Below are 18,826 nucleotides of genomic sequence, written 5' to 3'. Positions count from 1 at the left end.
AATGTCGGTCGGCACCACCGATAGCTCCACCGCGCACCCACCGAGCAACGACGAGGCACAGCGGATAAAACCGCCTCTGTTGCCTCCGTTGCTGCGCTACATCCTCATCCGGATAGGCATCAGTCTTCTCCTCATCTGGGGCGTGACCATCGTGACGTTCCTGCTGACGAACTTGGTCCCCACCGACCCGGTCGCCGCCATCCTCGGCGACCGGGCGGCCGCGGATCCCGCGATCGTTGCGGCGACCCGCGAGCGCCTCGGGCTCGACCAGCCGCTCATCGTCCAGTACTTCACGTATCTGAGCAACCTGCTCCAGGGCGATATGGGTGTCTCGAACCAGACCCGGACACCAGTCCTCCAATCGATCGGCCAGGTCTTCCCTGCCTCGATCGAGCTGGGTATCGGCGCCATCCTGATCTCGGTCATCATCGGCCTGCTGCTCGGACTGGCCAGCGCGCTCAAGCAGAACACGATCCTCGATCACGCCATCCGCGCCTTGAGCCTCATCGGCATCTCGGCACCCACATTCTGGATCGCCGCGGTCGGCTACTACGTCTTCTTCTTCAAACTCCGCGTCGTTCCCGGTGCCGGGCGCCTTGACCCGTGGATCACTCCACCGCCGAGGGTCACCGGCCTCTACACCGTCGACTCTCTCCTGGCCGGTCAGATGTCGACGTTCATCAACGCATTCGGGCATCTGATTCTGCCCTCGTGTGTGCTGGCACTGTTCACGATCGGCCTGCTCACCCGGTTCAGCCGCTCAAGCGTTCTCGACATCATCCGACTCGACTACGTCACCGCTGCCCGAGCAAAGGGACTGCCGGCTCGCACGGTCGTCTTCAAGTACATCTTCCGCGGTGCTCTCGTCCCGATCATCACAGTCGTCGGCCTTGCCTTCGGCTCGCTCCTGTCCGGAGCAGTCCTGACAGAGACGGTGTTCGCGTGGAACGGCCTGGGACAGTACGCCTTCCGCGGTGCGACGACACTCGACCTGCCCGTCATCATGGGAGTCGGACTCGTCATCGGCATCGTCTACATCATCGTCAATTTCATCGTCGACCTGATCTACGGCTTCGTGGATCCGAGAGTGAGGGTGCGATGAGCATCGGGACCCCCAAACAGCCACCGACGCACACCACATCCGCCAGCGCCGAGGCGGCAGATCGCAATCCTGTCGACCGCGGTGTCAAACGGTGGCAGTTGCGCTTTCCAAAGGCACTGCGCACTCCGCTGGGTTTCATCGGAGCCATCATCCTGACCATCTGGCTGATCGTGGCGCTCTTCGCACCACTTCTGGCACCGTTTAATCCGCTGGCACAGGATTTCCCCCGGCTCAGTGCTCCTGGAGGCGAAAACCTCCTGGGCACCGACACCTTGGGCCGTGATGTTCTGTCGCGACTCATCGTGGCCGCACGCACCACACTGCCGGCAGCCGTCTTCGTCGTCATCTGCTCGGCCGTGCTCGGTTCCGTCCTCGGCGCGATCGCCGGCTACTTCGGACGAGCCGTCGACGAGATCATCATGCGCATCGCCGACCTCGTCTTCGCCTTCCCGACGATCATCCTCGCTATGGTCATCGCCGCAGCACTGGGACCCGGCCTGAAGAACGCGATCATCGCCATCCTCCTCGTCTCCTGGCCTTCATACGCCCGCGTCACCAGATCGCTGGTCATGTCAGCACGCAACAGCGAATACGTCGTCGCCGGACGCCTCCTCGGCTTCAGCGCCGGAAAGTCCCTCATCCGGGAGATCTCACCGAATGTGCTCTCTCCTGTCGTGGTTCTTGCCACGCTCGATGTGGGCTCGGCGATTCTCACGATGGCCGGTCTCTCGTTCCTGTCCCTGGGCGTCGTCCCACCGACACCGGACTGGGGCGCCATGATCAGCGAGGGAGTCTCGCAGTTCGCCGCCTGGTGGATCGCGTTCTTCCCCGGCCTGTGCATCCTCACGATCGTCATGGCCTTCAACTTCATCGGAGACAGCCTGCGCGACTCCCTTGACCCGCATACCGCACAGGAAGTGGGAGAAACCACCTCATGAGCATGATCAGCATCCAAGACCTCAACCTGTCGGTGAGGACGGGCAGGGTGGAGAAGCACATCCTGCGCAATGTCTCGTTCGATCTGGAGGCGGGAATGATCACCGGTGTCGCCGGTGCCTCCGGTTCGGGCAAGACGCAGACCGGACTGGCGATCATGGGCCTCTCCCCCGCCGGTGCCCAACTCAGCGGCAGCATCGACTTCGACGGCACCGAGCTGGTGGGGATGCCCGCCAAGGTCCACAACCGCCTGCGCGGCGTGCAGCTGTCGATGGTCTTCCAAGATCCAGCTTCGGCGTTCCATCCCATGCTCACCATCGGCGATCAGATGACCGATCACTACCGGCATCACAAGAAGGCCTCGAAGAAGGCCGCCCTCGAGCGCGCCGTCCACATCCTCGAACGCACTCACGTCCCCCACCCCGATGAAGCGATCGGGAAGTACCCGCACCAGTTCTCCGGTGGTCAGCTGCAGCGCATCGCCTTCGCCTCAGCGATCATCTGCGATCCGAACGTGCTCATCGCCGATGAACCGACCACCGCCCTCGATGTGACTGTGCAGGCCGGAATCCTACGCCTGCTGCGCGAACTCTGCGATGACCTCAACTTGGCCGTCCTCCTCGTGACTCACGACTTCGGTGTGCTGTCCTCGGTGGCCGACACCATCGTCGTGATGAAGAACGGGTTGGTGGTCGAGACCGGAGATCGTGAACCTGTCATCACCGCACCGAAGCATGAGTACACCAGATCGCTCATCGAATCACTGCCCGGAGCGGAGGTCTCACGCTGATGACAACCACGACGACCGAGGACACTCCTCGTGCCTCCCAGGCTCCACTGCTCGAACTTGAGAACGTCTCCTGCGAATACAAGCTCAATGGCGGCGGCCGATTCCGTGCCGTCAGCAACGTCTCACTGCAGCTGGGGCATTCGGAGGTCCTTGGCCTCGTGGGCGAATCCGGTTGCGGGAAATCCACGCTGGCCAAGCTCATCTGCGGACTCGAGAAGACCGCAGGCGGCACCATCACCTTCGAATCCCACCCGGTGAAGCCCTTGGTCCTGGCTCGCCGGCCCGAGCATCTCCTGGGAGTCCAGATGGTCTTTCAGAACCCCTACGCGTCGTTGAATCCGCGCAGACGCATCAGGGATCAGCTCACTGACGCACTTGCCCTCGACCCGGAACACAACTGGACGGTGGAGTCCCTCCTCGAAGCGGTCGATCTGCCTGTCGATGCTGCGCAGAGGTTCTCGCATTCGTTCTCGGGCGGACAGCGGCAGCGCATCGCCATTGCGCGTGCACTGGCTGCCGGCCCCAAGGTGCTCGTCGGTGATGAGCCGATCGCCTCCCTGGATGCGTTTCTCCAAGCCAGGATCGCGCGGATGATGAGGGACCTGGCCATCGACTCCGGTGCGTCCATGATCTTCATCAGCCACGATCTCTCGGTCGTCCGTGACATCGCGGACCGTGTGGCCGTGATGGAGGCAGGTAACATTGTCGAGGTCGGTTCGACAGAACAGATCTGGAATGACCCGCAGCATCCCTATACGAAGAAACTGCTCGCGGCCATCCCGAAGGTCGACGGCAAGGGGATCATCCCCGGATAACGGCGGCAAGAAGCGTCGCAAGGAGAAGATGAATCATGGTGACATTGCTGCGCGGAGCAGACATCTGCGCCCCGGAACGGCTCGGGAAGCAGGACATCCTCATCGAGGGGCAGCAGATCACCTTCATCGGCGATCTGCCCGCCGAGGCGCTCCAGGGTCTTCCCAACGCCACAGTCATTGATGCCCAGGGGCTGACGGCCACTCCCGGTTTCATCGACCCGCATGTCCATATCGCCGGCGGCGGGGGCGAAGGCGGGTACGCAAACCGCACTCCCGAGATCCGCATCAGCGACATCGTGAGCGCCGGAGTCACCACCGTCATCGGTTGCCTGGGAACCGACGGTGTGACCCGCAGCCACGCCGATCTCCTCGCCAAGGCCCGAGCTCTCGAGACCGAGGGCATCACCACCTATATCTATACTGGCAGCTACCAGGTCCCGGCCCGGACGCTGACCGGTGCTGTCGTCGACGATGTCGTCCTCATCGACAAGGTCATCGGCGTCGGAGAGGTCGCGATCTCGGATCGGCGGTCGTTCCAACCCACCGTCGAGGCTCTGGCCGAGCTCGTCAGCCAGTCGCATGTCGGTGGGCTGCTGTCCGGCAAGGCCGGCATCACTCACTTCCACGTCGGTCCCTACTCGACCCGACTTGCCCCGCTGCACCGGCTCCTCGACGAATATCCGATCGCGCCCCAGGCCATCTACGCCACCCACATCACCCGGTCCCCCGAACTGCTGGCCGACGCGGTCGATCTGGCCGCCAAGGGCGCCATGGTTGATATGACGGCCTCGTCCACAACGACCGGGTCGCTGCAACGCTACATCGACCTCGGCGGGGATCTCAGCCGTCTCACCCTCTCCTCCGATGCCAACGGCAGCCTGCCGGAGTTCGACTCCGACGGACGGCTCATCGGCATGGATGTTGCCAAGCAGACGACTCTGTACGAGCAGGTGTGGGCGTGTGCCGACCTGCCTGGTGTCGACCTGTCTCAGGCAATCTCACTCGTTACCTCCAATACGGCAGATGTCCTCGGCCTCGAGCACAAGGGACGCCTCCGCGTCGGAGCAGATGCCGACATCCTCCTCACCGATGACAGCCACACCATTCAGCTCGCCTTTGCCCGAGGACGAGAGTGCGTCCGCAGCGGCGCCCCGCAGATCCAAGGAACCTTCGAATGAGCCACGAGCAGAACACGGCGACTCCCACCTCCACCGATGTGGAGGAGAAGCGTCCGCCCCTGGGGTGGTCGCTGGTCCCCCTGGCCGCAATGCTCGTGCTGCTGGCGGTGGGCTACGGCGTTCTCGGGCTCGCACCCGAACCGCTGCTGATCCTCTCCGCGATCATCGCCGGCCTGGTGGCTCTGCGGATGGGGCTGAGCTGGGAGGAGATGCTCCTCGGGATCAGGGAGAAGCTCGACACCGCGATGCCGGCTCTGCTCGTGCTCATCTCGATCGGCATCCTCATCGGCACATGGATGATCGCCGGCACCATTCCGATGATGATCTACTACGGCCTGGGCCTCATCAGCGCACAGTTCATCGTTCTCATCGCCTTCGTCATCTCCGCGATCGTCTCCGTCATCACCGGAACATCGTGGGGTTCGGCCGGAACCGTGGGAGTCGCCCTGATGGGAATCGCGGCGGGCTTGGACGCACCGCTGGCGGCCACTGCGGGTGCCATCGTCGCCGGTGCCTACTTCGGCGACAAACTCTCACCGCTGTCGGACACGACGAACCTGGCTCCGATCGCTGCCGGCACCACCTTGTGGGAACACATTCGGCACATGCTCTACACCACGATCCCGGCCACCATCGTGGCGCTGGCGCTCTACCTGTTCGTCGGCATCAACCAGCAGTCCGGCGGGACCGATTCGGAGCAGATCACGGCCGTCACGGGAACCTTGGACAGTCTCTTCTCCTTCAACGTCCTCCTGCTCCTGCCGATGCTCATCGTCCTCGGCGGAGCGATTCTCAAACTGCCCACACTTCCGACGATCATCGGGTCGTCTTTGGTGGCCGGTATCCTCGCTGCGATCTTCCAGAAGGTCAGCCTCGAATCGATCTTCGCGTCCACCGTCGACGGGTTCACCCCGGACATGCTCGAGGTCGGGTCCTCGACCCTGAAGAATCTGGACCCGCAGGTCGTCGAGTTGGTCTCACAGGGTGGCATGGCATCGATGACCGGCGTCATCCTCATCGCGTTCAGTGCCTTCGCCTTCGCCGGCATCATGTCCAGATCCGGTGCTCTCGAGACCATCATCCGGTCTCTGCTGAAGTTCGTGAAGCGTACGGGAGATCTTGTCCTCTCAACCGTGGTTTCCTGCCTCACGATGGCTGTGGTGACCGGAAATTCTTACCTGTCGATCATCGTCCCTGGCGAACTGTTCAAGAAGGCCTACGCCGACCGAGGTCTCGACGCCAAAAACCTCTCGCGCACACTCGAAGATTCCGGCACCGTGGTCGTTCCACTCATTCCATGGTCATCAGCAGGCGTGTACATGGCAGGAGTTCTGGGCGTCTCCGTCCTCGACTACGCCCCGTGGGCCGTGTTCTGCTATGTCGGCTTCGCCTTCGCGATCATCCTCGGCTACACCGGATTCGGCATCGCCAAACGACGCTGACCTGCGATGGTCTCGGCTCCGCCCGGCCCTTTCCGCACCAATCTGCTTCACTGCTGTGGCTGCTTCACTGCTGTAGCTGGCCGCTCCTCTCGTGAGCACTGAGATATTCGGTCGGCGTGTATCCGGTGACGCGGTGGAAATCCGCAGTGAAGTGCGATTGGTCGAACCACCCGAGCTCCGCAGCCAGTTCACCGAATGCTCCGTCCCATCCCCGGTCGAATGCGGCAATGGCGTCCCTGATCCGTGCCCGGACCAGGATCTGTTTGACCCCGACACCGCAGTGATCGTGAAACAGTCGCTGCAGCGAACGCTCGCTTGTCCCGCTGTGCAGCGCCAGATCGCCGAGGCTGATGATCGTCGGGTCATCGAGCAGGACGAGGATCTGACGGAACCTGGCATAGCCCTCGGTCATCTGCGGACGAAAAGACAGCAACCAACTCTCGATCGCGCTCACGACAGCGGCCAGGCCGTCCTCGGTTTTCAGGCGATCACCGACAGCCAAGTCATCGTGGACAGGCAGGTCGCCGTCGATGCCCGGGAACCAGGCCCGAGCAGGCACCGTCGTATCCCGAATCGTCGCGGGTGGTTCGTTCGCGAAGGCCACAGTGGCGCCGAGGTGGAAATTGACTCCGATGACACCGCCGCGGCCGAAGAGCCCGACGTCGAATCGACGTCCCGTCACCGGACCGGTCAGCCAGATTCCTGCACCGTTCGTATTCGCTCGACCGATGTCACCGTATTCGAGAGTGAGATTGATCGTAGGCTCCGAAACCGTCGCCGTCTGATAGCGTTCGTCAGCGGCCAGATCCCAGTTCACCGACCAATAGCGCTTCACCCACGGCCGCAGCTCTTCGGCAACGTCCGTGACGGCTGAGTAGTGAGCGTGCTCGAGCATCTCTGCCGGTTTGAGCACCCGTCCGTAGAAGTGGTCGGGCGGTGTTTCGCCACGTGGCGGGTTTTTCCTATCGACGACCTCGTCCATGGAACAAGAATGGCAGACATGACTGACACAGAGATGAAAGTTTCCGATTCCACCACCTCGAGGACCCCTGTCGCGAAACTCGCGATGGTCACGCTCGACGCCCCGGACGCTTCGGCGCTCGGCGACTTCTATTCCGCGGTGCTGGGTTGGCCGGTAGCGTACTCAGACGAGAACTACGCAATGCTCACCGGCCCCAGCCACGCTCTGGGCTTCGGGACGATCCCGGACTACAAACGCCCGGATTGGCCCGACGACGGGCACAAGCAGTTCCACCTCGATCTCGCCGCCGATGACATCGAAGCTGCAGCCACTCGCTGCATCGAACTCGGAGCGACCCGCGCCGATCCACAGCCAGGCGAAACCTGGGTGGTGCTCATCGATCCCGCAGGGCACCCATTCTGCCTCTCTGATGCGAAGGACTGGGGCTGACGCATCTGTGCTGTCCCGCCGAGGCGTCCCCGCGGGGACGCGTCTCAGTCCTGTACCAGCTTCTCGACCCGAACGATGTAGTGGGAGGAGTCGAGGCCGTCGACGAGGATCGTCGCCGAATACCTCTCGTTGGCTCCGGTCACGATCCAGTTCGGTTTGAGGACCCCGCTGGGTGCAGCGGCTTCGTCAATACTGATGACCATACCCAGCTTCACCGTCTTCACAACCTTCGTACGCACCAGTGAACGCGCTGTTCGCCTCACCTGGTCCACGCCCGGCTGGGGACCAGCCTGATCCGAGGAATCGAAGGCATCAGCCCAGTCAGCGATGGCCGCAGCTTCGCCACGGGGTTCGAAGTCTGCGATGAAGCCCTTGCCGGAATAGGCGTTGACCAGAACGTTCATCCGTTGGCCCGGCGACACCGCCGACCCTGGTTTTGCGGATCGGGTGAATAGGCCGCGGGTCCGTGCGCGCAGCGCCGTCCACCAGAACGGGTGGAGCACCTGTCGAACCTCAGCCTCCGCGTCGGGGAGCTTGCGCCGGAATACGGCGAGCGCCTCGGCGGCGGTGATGTTCGGTGCCAGTTTCAGCACCGAATCGGGAGCGATCAGGCTGGATTGACCAGCAGAACCGGAATCAGAATGCTCACGCATCCTTGGGCACCTGTGCTGCCAGCGCATCGTTCTGCCCGGTGAGCATGTGTGCGGGGATGGCACCGATCTTGTCCGTCTCCTTCAGTGCGGCGACGACGTGTGCGGGCACCGGGTGGGACTTCTGGGTGGCCAGAGACACGAGGATGAGTGCCAGGGTTGAGCAGACGATGCCGATTCCCATCGGGTCGACGCCGGTGACGTCGACGAGTCCGGTCAGCTGCCACACGACCGAGGACACGGCGCCAAGAATCATGGAAGAGATCGCACCAGGAACATTGGCCTTCTTCCACCAGGCTGCGGCCACGTAGACGGGAACGAATGCGGCACCGAGCACGGTCGTGGAGAAGATGACCACCTCGGCGACGGCCGGAGGATCGTTGACGGCGACGATGTAGCCGATGATGGCGAGGATGAGGACCGTGAAGCGCGAGACCCACACGGACTGGCTGTCGGACATGTCCTTTTTGATGAAGCGCTGGAACAGATCCTGGCTGGCGATTGTGCCCGACTGCAGCAGCAGGGCGTCCGCGGTCGACATGATGGCCGCCATGATGCCTGCCATGACGATGCCGACGGCGAAGTTCGGCAGCACCGTGTCCGCGACCTGGAAGACCGCGAGTTCGGGGTTGTCGAGGTTGGGCAGGATGATGAGCGCCATGATGCCCACGATGTAGGGCGCGGGAATGAACAGGAGGTTGAAGCCGGTGGCGTACATGCTTGCCGTGCGCGCGACCGAGGGCCGCTTCATGGCCATGTGGCTGACGTTGACGTGCGGCCAGCCCATGTAGCCGATGGAGAACACGAGGACCGCGCCGATGATGACGCCCCACTGTACGGAGCCGATGCCGTCGGGGCCCCACATGGTCAGCAGATTCGGGTTGATCTCACCGACGGCATTGTTGCCGGCCGTCCAACCGCCGACTGCCTGCAGCGTGCCGATGAGAATCCAGACCATGCCGATGAGCATGATGATGGCCTGCACGAAGTCGGTGTAGGCCACGGCGAGGTAGCCGCCGAGGAAGGTGTAGAAGACGATGACGCCGACGGCGACGAGCAGGGCCCAGGCGTAGGGAATGCCGGTGACCATCTCGAGGCCGCGGCCGCCGGCGATGAACTGGCTCATGACGTAGAAGAAGATGCAGAACACGGCGACCGGGGCCGCAATGGCGCGGATCCACGGCGACGGGTACCGGTGTTCGAGGTATTCGATCGAGGTCAGGGACCCCAGGATCTGGGAGAGTTTGCGCATCCGCCTGCCAAGGATGGACAGGTTGAGCACGCCTCCGCCGATGTCGCCCATCGCGTACCAGAGTGAGAAGTAGCCCTTGGTGTAGGCCAGGGAGCCGGCGCCGAGGAACATGTAGCCCGACATCGATGAGGATTGCAGACGCAGCGCGGTCACGGCCGGTCCGAGGCTGCGCCCACCCAGGAGATAGCCTTCGCTGCCCTTGTTGCCGGTCTTGAGCGTCCACACGCCGATTCCGGCCATGGCGATGAAGTAGATGATGAGGAACCAGGTTTCGAGGTTCATGCCAGTCCCCCGTTCTCGGTCCCGGACCTGCGGTCATGGTTCGCCGAGGTGGCCGGGCCGTTTGGCCCGTTCCCTCCGCTGGCATTGCGTGAGGTGAGTTCCTGGTCTTCGGCGACGTCTTCGGCCTTCCAACCGCGCGAGAGGTAGACGAAGACCAACGTGTAGATCACCCAAATCGCGGGGATGCCGAAGATGACGACGACAGTTGCCGTCGGGAGACCGAACATTGAGACCACCTCATTGTGACGCTGGACAGGATGCGGCGGTGACTGAACCGTGCCGAACCACAGGCTGCGCGGGGCGACCTGTGCTTCCACGTGGCTCACCACCATGTTGAGGTGAGGATACAACGTTTTGTCAGATAGTTCTCAAGCTTCTCGGCCCAGCGGCCCGGCAGCATCGGCCCCTTGCTGTGGACAAACGGATTTCACTGTCTGCAAATGGTCGATTGCGCCGGTTGAAACGACCATTTGTCCACAGTGAATCGGGCGTCCGTCAGACTTGGCTCGGGCATCTGGCCTGCTCGCCCGGCCAGTCCCTGCAATCCGAGTGCTCAGTCGACGATGAAGTCCCGTTCATGGAGGCCGGTGGCGCTGCCGGGGATCGCGGGGCGACGTTCGGCGATCTGTTCGTTGCCGTCGTGGTCGACCGCTCTGACCGTTACGGTGTGGGAGCCCGGTTCCACGTCGTCGAAGCGGCATCGCCATTGTCGCCAGGTGTCGGTGGTCAGTTCCTCACTCATTTCCGCTGTGTGCCAGTCGCCGTTGTCGATGCGCACTCGCACCTCGGCGATGCCGACGTGCTGAGCCCAGGCCATTCCGGCGGTGATGATCTGCCCCTCCTTGTTCGGGCTGACATGGACACCGGCGCGGGGAACATCAACCCGGGAGGCCACGAGCACGGGCCCGTGAGTGGACCAGCCGCGCTTCGTCCAATAGGCCTCCTTGTCGGCGAATCGAGTGACTTCGAGTTCAGTCACCCATTTCGTCGCCGACACGAAGCCGTAGAGTCCGGGTACGACGAGTCTGGCGGGGAATCCGTGGTCGCGGGGCAGCGGTTCGCCGTTCATGCCGACCGCCAGGAGGGACGCTCGGTCGTCGGTGAGCACCTCGAGAGGTGTCGAGGCGGTGAAGCCGTCGTCGGATGTCGAGAGCACCATGTCAGCCCCGTCCTTCGGCTGCGCACGTTTGAGCAGGTCTCGGACCGGGTAGCCCAACCAGGTGGCGTTGCCCACGAGGTCACCGCCCACTTCGTTCGACACGCAGGTCAGGCTCACGCGGTGCTCCTCCAATGGCAGCTCGAGCAGTTCTGCCATGGTGATCGTCACTTCCTCGTCAACCATGCCGTGGATTCGCAGGGACCAGGAGGAAGCGTCGACGGACGGTGGGATGAGCGCGGTGTCGATGCGGTAGAAGTCATCAGTGGGTGTCATGATCGGTGCGAGCCCGTCGATGTCCAGGTCGGCTCCGGCTGGGATCTTGGGCGCCGAGGTGGCCGGCCGTGGCAGCACGAGCTTCGTCACCGCTCCTGCCGCATTCCGGGCGAGAATCGATGCCGACTGACCTGCCGCGATCGCGGCGATGCCGACCGCACTCAGTCCTGCGGCGAGACCGAAGAAGGCACGACGGTCGCTGCCCGGCTGGCCGTCGATGTCGGTGCTCCGGTCGGTGCTCAGCGAGTCCTCGGGTCGCAGTTCTCGGCCATCACCGAGGCGGATCAGCCCCATGTACGCCGCGCATCCCAATGCCACTCCCCCAAGAGCCGGGACCGCGTCGAGGAGCGATCCGCCAGTGCTCAGCAGCAGGAACACCGGTAGGATCCCAAGGCCGATGAGGAGGACGAAGGACAGGGCACGCCGGTGCAGGCCGATCCGTCCGATCACTCCTCCGAGGATCGCTCCGACGATGACCAGAGTGATGACGAGGGCGAGTTTGTCGTTTGTGCCGAAGATGCTGATCGCGGCCTTGATCATGGCCGTCGGCACGAGCGGGATGATCGTCTGACCCAGGATCAGCAGAGGCGCCGAGGTGGCCGAGAAGGCACCAGCGATGAACTCGGCGGCACCGAAGTACACGAGGGTCGCGACGATTCCGGCGAGGGTGAAGAGCAGCGGGCGGCGATCTGTCATCGTCAGTGTGGCACCTTCTCAGAGCAGCGGATGGTGCTGTTGATTATCCTCGTCAGCGCCTGCCGGAGGGGGCGAGAAACCTTACAGAATGATGACGGGTTGTCCACGGCCGATTTCGGCAGTGCTCGACAATGAGGTCCTATCCATCCTAGGCAAGAGATCGACGCAGTCGCACTGCTGCGTCAAGAAGCTGAGCCAAACGCTCTTGCTGTTGCGCCTCCGGGAGGTCCTCGGCCGAGGCGGCCCCCTCTGCGATGAGAACGACGACCTGGTCGGCCAGGCTCTGATCACCCAAGTCAGGGACCGCCCGGCCACCGGAGCCGATCGACGAGAACTGCGCAAGCGCCTCGGCGATGGTGTCTCTGCGCGACAAGGTGCCCACGCCGTTGTCGGGGGAATTCGGGCCCGCCTCGGCGAGCTGACGCGGGTTGAGACCGATGATGCGGATACGCAGACGGCGGACCTCTGTGTCGAGGTCCGCCGTCACGTTGTTCATGGCTCAATCATAGACACCGCTCCCGGGACCACGCAGCTGGGGTAGTCCCGGGTCTGGGGTGTCTAGTTCCTGAAGTAGGAGATGAGGCGCAGGATTTCGATGTAGAGCCACACGAGGGTGACCATGAGGGAGAACGCGCACATCCAGGAGTACTTCTCCGGGATCCGCTGCTTCACACCCTGCTCAATCATCTGGAAGTCCATGATCAGGGTCATGGCTGCGAGCACGGTGGCGACGATGCCGATGATGACACCGAGCGGCATTTCAAATCCCATGATGTTGATCTCGACGCTGCGCGCACCACCGGTGCCGGTGAACATCGCGATGCCGAAGTTGATCAGGGAGAAGATCGCATAACCGCCGATGGCGATCATCATGAACTTCTTCATCTTCGAGCCGTAGCGCACTCCCTTGAACTTGAACAGGGCGAGCATGACGCCGAAGACGCAGAGCGTGGCGAGCACAGCTTGGACGACGATTCCGGAGAACTGGGCTTCGAACATCGCGGAGATGCCACCGAGGAAGACACCCTCGAAGACTGCATAGCCGATGATCAGTGCCTTGCTGGGTTCCTTCTTGAAGGCGTTGACCAGGCCGAGGACCAGGGCGATGAGCATCGCGGGAAGAGCGAGGAATGGAACGAACCAGCCGACGACGGCACCGGCGAGAAGAATGGTGAAGAGGACACCGGTCTTCATCATGACGTCGTCGTAGGTCATTGCCCGGTCGGCAACCTGCGGACCGGTATTGCGGTTCTGCGCGGCAGGCTGGTCGAACAGGTTGTTGAGCTCCTGGTCGGACATGACCGGTTCGTTGCGTCCGGCCTGAACTCCCTGGTTGAGAGCCCGGTTCATCATGGGGTTACTCACGGTCGAGATCCTTTCGATCTGAGCAGGTTGCTCGCACAGACGATATGCCGCACGAGAGTTGAATCATGGTCTCAGTCTAGTCACTTGAGCTGGACAGTCACTGAAGAACCAGTGCTCGAGCCAACGAGCGTTGCACGATCGTAACGCTCGTCGGCGGCCAGGTCATTCCCACATCCACGGCAGGCGTTGTATCCGCCCCACCTCGCGAGCCGAACCAGAGGCCTCAGCCCATGTGGTAGCTCGTGGCGGCTCCGGGGCCCCATGGAATTCCGGTGGCCCACCAGATGAAGAAGAGCAGTCCCCAGAGAACGAACATCGCGAATGAGAGCGGAATGGTGAACGAGAGCACGGTGCCGATTCCCGCAGACTTCTTGTACCGCTGGATGAAGCCGAGGACGACGACGAAGTACGGGCTCATCGGGGAGATGATGTTCGTCGTCGAGTCACCGATGCGGTAGAGGGCCTGCGTGGTCTCCGGGGCGATGGACAGGAGCATGAACATCGGCACGAGGACCGGCGCCATGAGCGTCCACAGGCCCGATCCCGACGTCAGGAACAGCGCGCCGAGTGCCACAAGCAGCCATCCTCCGAGGAGGATGACGAACGTTCCGGTGTCGAGTGAACCGAAGAACTCGGCTCCCTTGATCGCGAGGATCTCGCCGAGGCTGGACATCTTGAACAGCGCAAGGAACTGGCTGGCGGCGAAGAACAGGACGATGACGGGGACGAACGGCAGGAGCCCCTTGCCCATCATGTCGGGAATGTCGGAGGTCTTCTTGATCGATCCGGTGGCGTAGCCGTAGACGATGCCGATGATGAAGAAGCCGAAGCCGATGATGGCAGCGATTCCTGCCATCAGGCCCGATTCGGGACCGAATCCGCCGGCTTCATCGCGCAGGAAGGAGCCTTCGGGCAGTGCGAGGAAGAACAGGATCGCAGCGCAGGCGACGATGCTGAGCACAGCGAAGACCACTCCGCGTTTCTCGTTGGCGTCCAGTGCCATTTTGACGTCGAAGTTGTCGGGGTCGTTCTCATCCGGTTCGTCGAGTTCGATCTGGTCGGCGCGCTTGGTCAGCAGGAGTTCGGTGACCAGGGTGACGGCGACCGCGACGACGAACATCGAGACGAAGTTGAAGTAGAAGTTCGCGACGGGGCTGACCACATATTCCGGGTCGATGATCTGGGCCGCCGATGTGGAGAGCCCGCCGAGGATCGTATCCAAGGAGTTGACCATGGGCGCTGCGGAGTATCCGCCCGAGGTGGCGGCATAGGCGACGAGGCAGCCCAGCAGCGGATTGCGTCCCACAGCTTTGAACGCAAGCCCGCCGAGGGGAATCATGATCATGTAGGAGGCGTCGGAGGCGATCGACGAGGCGGTGCCGGCGAGTGCCACGATGAACGTGATCCACTTCGGTGAGGCACCGGCGATGGTTCCGCGCAGCATTGCCGGGATCAGCCCGGACTGCTCGGCCACGGCCACGCCGATGAGCACGATGAGGACCAGGCCCAATGGTGGGAACGTGACGAAGTTGTTCGTGGCTCCGGCAACGATCTCGCGCAGCGATTCCGTGCTGAAGAGGTTGGTCACAGTCACCGTCTTATCGGTGGCCGGATTGACGGCCTGCAGGCCGGAGGCGGAGAAGATTGCCGAGAGGATCATGACCACGACGGCCAGTGACAAGAACAGCCAGAAAGGGTGCGGAAGCTTGTTTCCGGCCTTCTCGATGATGACCAGCAGGCGCATCAGCCAGCTGAGCTCGGCCGGCTTCTTCTGTGTGGTGTCGGTGGCAGCGGCGTTGCGCGACATCGATGCTCCTCGGTGGTTCGTCAATGGGGTGTGCAGATGAGCCGGACGAAGCCGTTCACCTCGTCGGCCGGTCACGACCTATGTGTGGCAGGGACCACTGTGTGCAAGTTCTCAGTGTTATGGACAACACCGATTGCGGCGAGCCGATCTCATATCCTGGATCGCCTGCCGGCATCCGCCGAGGTGGTGGGCGAGCATGCGCACGCCCGCGGGCAGAGAGAATGCCGACCACACGTTGGTGCGATCGGCATTCTCAGGTTGCTGTGGCGTTCAGCTCAGCGGTCGAGGTTTCCTTGGATGAAGGCTTCGACTGCGTCGTGAGCAGCGTCGTCACCCTTCTGCTCCGGGGGCGACTTCATGAAGTACGACGATGCGGAGATGAGGGCCCCGCCTACACCTCGGTCGAGGCCGATCTTCGCTGCACGGACGGCATCGATGATGACGCCGGCCGAGTTCGGTGAGTCCCAGACCTCAAGCTTGTACTCCAGCGACACCGGAGCATCACCGAAGTTGCGTCCCTCAAGGCGGACGAAGGCCCACTTGCGGTCATCGAGCCACTCGATGTAGTCGCTGGGTCCGATGTGGACGTTGCGGGGCTCAAGCTGCGCCGTCGTGTTCGAGGTCACGGCCTGGGTCTTCGAGATCTTCTTCGATTCGAGGCGCTTGCGTTCGAGCATGTTCTTGAAGTCCATGTTGCCGCCGACGTTGAGCTGGTACGTGCGGTCGAGGACGACGCCGCGGTCTTCGAACAGTTTGGCCATCACACGGTGGGTGATGGTCGCACCGATCTGGCTCTTGATGTCGTCGCCGACGATCGGCACACCGGCGGCACGGAACTTCTCGTCCCATTCCTTGGTGCCGGCGATGAAGACGGGCAGGGCGTTGACGAAGGCGACCTTCGCATCGATTGCGGCCTGCGCGTAGTACTCGACGGCCTCCTGCGAACCCACGGGCAGGTAGCAGACGAGAACATCGGCCTTCGCGTCGCGCAGCGCCTGCGCGACGTCAACCGGTTCGATGTCGGATTCGACGATGGTCTCGCGGTAGTACTCCCCGAGTCCGTCCAGGGTCGGTCCGCGCTGAACCTCGACGCCGGTCGATGGCACGTCTGCGATCTTGATCGTGTTGTTCTCGCTGGCCGTGATCGCTTCAGCAATATCAGTGCCGACCTTCTTGCCGTCGACATCGAATGCGGCGACGAATTCGATGTCACCGACGTGATAGTCCCCGAATTCAACGTGCATGAGTCCCGGTACTTTACTGCCCGGGGCTGTATCCCGGTAATACTCAACACCTTGGATCAGGGAAGAGGCACAGTTGCCCAATCCGGCAATCGCGACTCGAATCGATTTCGTTCCCACGTCTGTGATATCTCCTTTGTCATTCCGGGTCTCCCCGAGCGTCGGGTCTCCCCGACTGGGGCCACCTTGGAATGACCCCGACTATTCATCTTAATGTCCTCGTCAAAACGGCGAGACGTCTTCGTCGAAACGGCGAGACGTGTGATCGGCTGGGCGGTTGGCCTCCGCCGATCGCGGTATGTGCGCTCAGCTGACGACGAGCGGTTCCAGAACCAGGTCCGGGTGATTCTTCTGCACGCCCTGGAGCCGCCATCGATCCGAGAACAGGGCCAGCAGCTCACCGTCAGACCGGTGCAGAACCTCAACTGATCGTTCCCTTGCCAGAGTCGGCACGCATTCCGGTGTGGTGCGCCTGGCCAACGAGAAGTTGAGGCGCTCCAACGCACAGGGTGCGTGGAATTCGTTGTTCATCCGGTCCTCGGCGACCTCGAACTGCATCGGCCCGACGGCTCCGAGAACTGGGGCCTGGTCGCCGCGCAGATCAGAGCGCAGCACCTGGATGACGCCTTCGTGGTCGAGCTGTTCGATGCCGCGGCGGAACTGCTTGTACTTCGAGGAGTCCTTGGCCCGGATGACCATGAAGTGTTCGGGAGAGAACGTCGGAATCCCGGGGAATTCGACCTTCTTGTCCAAGTAGAGCGAATCGCCGACTCGCAGAGCACTGGCGTTGACCAGACCGACGACGTCTCCTGGGAATGCTTCGTCGACGACGTCACGGTCACGGCCGAAGACCTGCTGCGCGTACTTCGTGGCGAAGGGTTTGCCGGTCGCGGCGTGGGTGAGCACAGAACCGCGTTCGAAGACGCCGGAGCAGACGCGAATGTAGGCCAGCCGGTCACGGTGGTTGGAGTCCATTCCAGCCTGAACCTTGAAGACGAATCCGGAGAACGGGTCGGCCACGTCGCGGGGTACATCGTCCTTGTCCAACCGGGCCTCTGCGGCAGGTGCCAGGTCGACGAGCATGTCGAGGAGTTTGTGGATGCCGAAGTTGAGCACCGCCGAGGCGAACATCACCGGGGTCGATTTACCGGCCAGGAAGGTCTCCTGATCGTGGTTCTGATCTTCCATGTCGAGGAGATCGGATTCGTCGACCGCGGTCTGCCAGGCATCGCCTTCGAGCTCGATGGCCTTGTCTGCGGTATAGGTCTCCTCCCCGGCGATGGCGGCACCGGCGTTGGTGCGGTCGTACTTCGTGTAGTCACCGGTGAGACGGTCAAGGACTCCCCTGAAGTCACCGGACTGTCCGACAGGCCAGGTCAGCGGGGTGGGCAGGAGACCGGTGCGCTCCTGGACCTCATCCATGAGCTCCAGAGCGTCGAGACCGGCACGGTCCCATTTGTTGACCACAGTGATGATCGGAATGTTGCGGTGGGCACAGACTTCGAAGAGCTTCATGGTCTGCGCCTCGAGGCCCTTGGCCGCATCGATGAGCATCACGGCGCAGTCGACGGCCGAGAGCACACGGTAGGTGTCCTCGGAGAAGTCCGCGTGGCCCGGTGTGTCAACGAGGTTGAAGACCGCATCCCGGTACTCGAACTGCAGCGCGGCCGAGGAGATCGAGATGCCGCGGTCCTGCTCCATCTTCATCCAGTCGGAGACAGTTGCGCGGCGACCGGCCTTGCCGTGGGTGGCGCCTGCCTTGCCGATGGCTCGCGCGTGTAGGGCGAGCGCCTCGGTGGTCGTCGATTTACCCGCGTCGGGGTGCGAAATGACAGCGAACGTCCGGCGGCGAGCCGCCTGGGTTCGAATGTCCTTGTCAGAATACTGGCCAGAAGTCACCAAAATATCTTATCTCTCTTCTGTCTCCGACCGGGTGTCCGGTCAGTCACAGTTGTGGTCGGTGCGCGTCTGCGGCTGTGTTCAGTCTGCGTGAGCGGTACAGCAGGGGCGTCCAGCGTCCTGTCGGATTCTGCGTTTAAGCTTGGTGGCGATGAATGAGGAATTTGTTGAATACGCCGGACGCTCTGAACCGAAGGAACGCCTGCTCAAGGCTCTACCGCTGATTATCGTAGCGATCCTCGGCATCCCCTTCCTGGTTTACGCGATCAAGTTCTCACTCGAGATCGGTCAGGTCACCAGCTACCTCTTCGACCTCGGAACCTCCGGTTTGGAGGCCTTCAGCATGGTGATGCTCAGCCTCTCCGGTGCGTTCTGCCTCGTCTTCTACCTCGTGTTCCTCTTCATCGGCACCCGCCGGCGCACCTGGAAATGGCGCATCTGGTGGTCTGTCGCGGCTTTCCTGGCTGCGGCCATCCTCCCCATATGGTGGCTGTTCGCCGGCTACTTCACCTCCGCTCCCGCCTAGCT

18 protein-coding genes are annotated in these 18,826 nt (G+C 62.6%); 8 read left to right on the top strand and 10 right to left on the bottom strand.

All coding sequences use genetic code 11. The features are described from left to right. Window position 1: 1 nt before the first annotated feature. The 6 genes from JFC13_RS00490 to nhaC are packed head-to-tail and all read left to right on the top strand — an operon-like array spanning window position 2 to window position 6,263. A complete protein-coding gene (locus JFC13_RS00490; RefSeq protein ID WP_232488016.1) occupies window positions 2-1,102 on the top strand; it encodes an ABC transporter permease in 1,101 nt (366 codons plus the stop codon). Further along, on the top strand, window positions 1,099-2,040 hold the full coding sequence (locus tag JFC13_RS00485; RefSeq protein WP_198395164.1) for an ABC transporter permease: 942 nt from the start codon (window positions 1,099-1,101) through the stop codon (window positions 2,038-2,040). The genes JFC13_RS00490 and JFC13_RS00485 overlap by 4 nt, the downstream gene beginning before the upstream one ends. Further along, window positions 2,037-2,828: an ABC transporter ATP-binding protein gene (locus JFC13_RS00480; RefSeq protein ID WP_198395163.1), complete on the top strand. Its 792-nt coding sequence runs from the start codon at window positions 2,037-2,039 to the stop codon at window positions 2,826-2,828. Before JFC13_RS00485 ends, JFC13_RS00480 begins: the two co-directional genes overlap by 4 nt. Then, window positions 2,828-3,643: an ABC transporter ATP-binding protein gene (locus JFC13_RS00475; protein WP_198395162.1), complete on the top strand. Its 816-nt coding sequence runs from the start codon at window positions 2,828-2,830 to the stop codon at window positions 3,641-3,643. The genes JFC13_RS00480 and JFC13_RS00475 overlap by 1 nt, the downstream gene beginning before the upstream one ends. A gap of 35 nt (window positions 3,644-3,678) precedes the next feature. After that, window positions 3,679-4,821: a beta-aspartyl-peptidase gene (iadA, locus tag JFC13_RS00470; protein ID WP_198395161.1), complete on the top strand. Its 1,143-nt coding sequence runs from the start codon at window positions 3,679-3,681 to the stop codon at window positions 4,819-4,821. Next, entirely contained in the window at window positions 4,818-6,263 is a 1,446-nt protein-coding gene (nhaC, locus tag JFC13_RS00465) for a Na+/H+ antiporter NhaC (protein WP_198395160.1), read from the top strand. The genes iadA and nhaC overlap by 4 nt, the downstream gene beginning before the upstream one ends. 64 nt (window positions 6,264-6,327) lie before the next feature. Here nhaC and JFC13_RS00460 read toward each other — a convergent pair whose 3' ends face one another. Then, the gene (locus tag JFC13_RS00460; protein WP_198395159.1) at window positions 6,328-7,245 is read right to left on the bottom strand and encodes a helix-turn-helix transcriptional regulator; all 918 of its coding nucleotides are present in this window, start codon (window positions 7,243-7,245) and stop codon (window positions 6,328-6,330) included. 18 nt (window positions 7,246-7,263) lie between these two features. Between JFC13_RS00460 and JFC13_RS00455 the strand changes: the two genes are divergently transcribed. Then, entirely contained in the window at window positions 7,264-7,674 is a 411-nt protein-coding gene (locus JFC13_RS00455; protein ID WP_232488015.1) for a VOC family protein, read from the top strand. 44 nt (window positions 7,675-7,718) lie between these two features. On the opposite strand, the gene JFC13_RS00450 is transcribed toward JFC13_RS00455, so the two are convergent. The 9 genes from JFC13_RS00450 to JFC13_RS00410 form a co-directional block, all read right to left on the bottom strand. Next, complete coding sequence (locus JFC13_RS00450) at window positions 7,719-8,327, bottom strand: hypothetical protein (protein WP_198395157.1); 609 nt, start codon at window positions 8,325-8,327, stop codon at window positions 7,719-7,721. Beyond that, window positions 8,320-9,858: a sodium/proline symporter gene (locus JFC13_RS00445; protein WP_198395156.1), complete on the bottom strand. Its 1,539-nt coding sequence runs from the start codon at window positions 9,856-9,858 to the stop codon at window positions 8,320-8,322. The genes JFC13_RS00450 and JFC13_RS00445 overlap by 8 nt, the downstream gene beginning before the upstream one ends. Then, a complete protein-coding gene (locus JFC13_RS00440; protein ID WP_232488014.1) occupies window positions 9,855-10,175 on the bottom strand; it encodes a hypothetical protein in 321 nt (106 codons plus the stop codon). Before JFC13_RS00440 ends, JFC13_RS00445 begins: the two co-directional genes overlap by 4 nt. Window positions 10,176-10,411: 236 nt before the next feature. Beyond that, window positions 10,412-11,986 carry a molybdopterin-dependent oxidoreductase gene (locus tag JFC13_RS00435; RefSeq protein ID WP_198395155.1) on the bottom strand — a complete coding sequence of 525 codons (1,575 nt, stop codon included), beginning with the start codon at window positions 11,984-11,986 and terminating at the stop codon, window positions 10,412-10,414. A gap of 148 nt (window positions 11,987-12,134) precedes the next feature. Further along, window positions 12,135-12,482 (bottom strand): hypothetical protein, encoded by a 348-nt coding sequence (locus JFC13_RS00430; protein WP_198395154.1) that lies wholly within the window; start codon window positions 12,480-12,482, stop codon window positions 12,135-12,137. 62 nt (window positions 12,483-12,544) lie between these two features. Next, on the bottom strand, window positions 12,545-13,339 hold the full coding sequence (locus JFC13_RS00425) for a Bax inhibitor-1/YccA family protein (RefSeq protein WP_198395653.1): 795 nt from the start codon (window positions 13,337-13,339) through the stop codon (window positions 12,545-12,547). A gap of 235 nt (window positions 13,340-13,574) precedes the next feature. After that, window positions 13,575-15,158 carry an AbgT family transporter gene (locus JFC13_RS00420; RefSeq protein ID WP_198395153.1) on the bottom strand — a complete coding sequence of 528 codons (1,584 nt, stop codon included), beginning with the start codon at window positions 15,156-15,158 and terminating at the stop codon, window positions 13,575-13,577. 275 nt (window positions 15,159-15,433) lie between these two features. Beyond that, window positions 15,434-16,519: an inositol-3-phosphate synthase gene (locus JFC13_RS00415; protein WP_198395152.1), complete on the bottom strand. Its 1,086-nt coding sequence runs from the start codon at window positions 16,517-16,519 to the stop codon at window positions 15,434-15,436. Between the two features lie 186 nt (window positions 16,520-16,705). Beyond that, the gene (locus JFC13_RS00410; protein ID WP_198395151.1) at window positions 16,706-18,298 is read right to left on the bottom strand and encodes a peptide chain release factor 3; all 1,593 of its coding nucleotides are present in this window, start codon (window positions 18,296-18,298) and stop codon (window positions 16,706-16,708) included. 151 nt (window positions 18,299-18,449) lie between these two features. Here JFC13_RS00410 and JFC13_RS00405 point away from each other — a divergent pair, with 151 nt between their 5' ends. Further along, entirely contained in the window at window positions 18,450-18,824 is a 375-nt protein-coding gene (locus tag JFC13_RS00405; protein WP_198395150.1) for a hypothetical protein, read from the top strand. Window positions 18,825-18,826: the final 2 nt, after the last annotated feature.

The sequence above is a fragment of the Brevibacterium antiquum genome, assembly GCF_016107655.1.
GTDB classification, from domain to species: Bacteria; Actinomycetota; Actinomycetes; order Actinomycetales; family Brevibacteriaceae; genus Brevibacterium; species Brevibacterium antiquum.
This window is presented reverse-complemented; position numbering and strand designations above follow the sequence as displayed.

Excerpts from the sequence above, each read along its gene's own strand:
- JFC13_RS00480 (WP_198395163.1), top strand. The coding sequence starts at position 2,037 with ATGAGCATGATCAGCATCCAAGACCTCAACCTGTCGGTGAGGACGGGC.
- JFC13_RS00460 (WP_198395159.1), bottom strand. The coding sequence starts at position 7,245 with ATGGACGAGGTCGTCGATAGGAAAAACCCGCCACGTGGCGAAACACCG.
- JFC13_RS00485 (WP_198395164.1), top strand. The coding sequence starts at position 1,099 with ATGAGCATCGGGACCCCCAAACAGCCACCGACGCACACCACATCCGCC.
- JFC13_RS00490 (WP_232488016.1), top strand. The coding sequence starts at position 2 with ATGTCGGTCGGCACCACCGATAGCTCCACCGCGCACCCACCGAGCAAC.
- JFC13_RS00425 (WP_198395653.1), bottom strand. The coding sequence starts at position 13,339 with ATGATGAACCGGGCTCTCAACCAGGGAGTTCAGGCCGGACGCAACGAA.
- JFC13_RS00445 (WP_198395156.1), bottom strand. The coding sequence starts at position 9,858 with ATGAACCTCGAAACCTGGTTCCTCATCATCTACTTCATCGCCATGGCC.
- JFC13_RS00405 (WP_198395150.1), top strand. The coding sequence starts at position 18,450 with ATGAATGAGGAATTTGTTGAATACGCCGGACGCTCTGAACCGAAGGAA.
- JFC13_RS00455 (WP_232488015.1), top strand. The coding sequence starts at position 7,264 with ATGACTGACACAGAGATGAAAGTTTCCGATTCCACCACCTCGAGGACC.
- JFC13_RS00430 (WP_198395154.1), bottom strand. The coding sequence starts at position 12,482 with ATGAACAACGTGACGGCGGACCTCGACACAGAGGTCCGCCGTCTGCGT.
- JFC13_RS00450 (WP_198395157.1), bottom strand. The coding sequence starts at position 8,327 with ATGCGTGAGCATTCTGATTCCGGTTCTGCTGGTCAATCCAGCCTGATC.
- JFC13_RS00475 (WP_198395162.1), top strand. The coding sequence starts at position 2,828 with ATGACAACCACGACGACCGAGGACACTCCTCGTGCCTCCCAGGCTCCA.
- JFC13_RS00420 (WP_198395153.1), bottom strand. The coding sequence starts at position 15,158 with ATGTCGCGCAACGCCGCTGCCACCGACACCACACAGAAGAAGCCGGCC.
- iadA (WP_198395161.1), top strand. The coding sequence starts at position 3,679 with ATGGTGACATTGCTGCGCGGAGCAGACATCTGCGCCCCGGAACGGCTC.
- nhaC (WP_198395160.1), top strand. The coding sequence starts at position 4,818 with ATGAGCCACGAGCAGAACACGGCGACTCCCACCTCCACCGATGTGGAG.
- JFC13_RS00435 (WP_198395155.1), bottom strand. The coding sequence starts at position 11,986 with ATGACAGATCGCCGCCCGCTGCTCTTCACCCTCGCCGGAATCGTCGCG.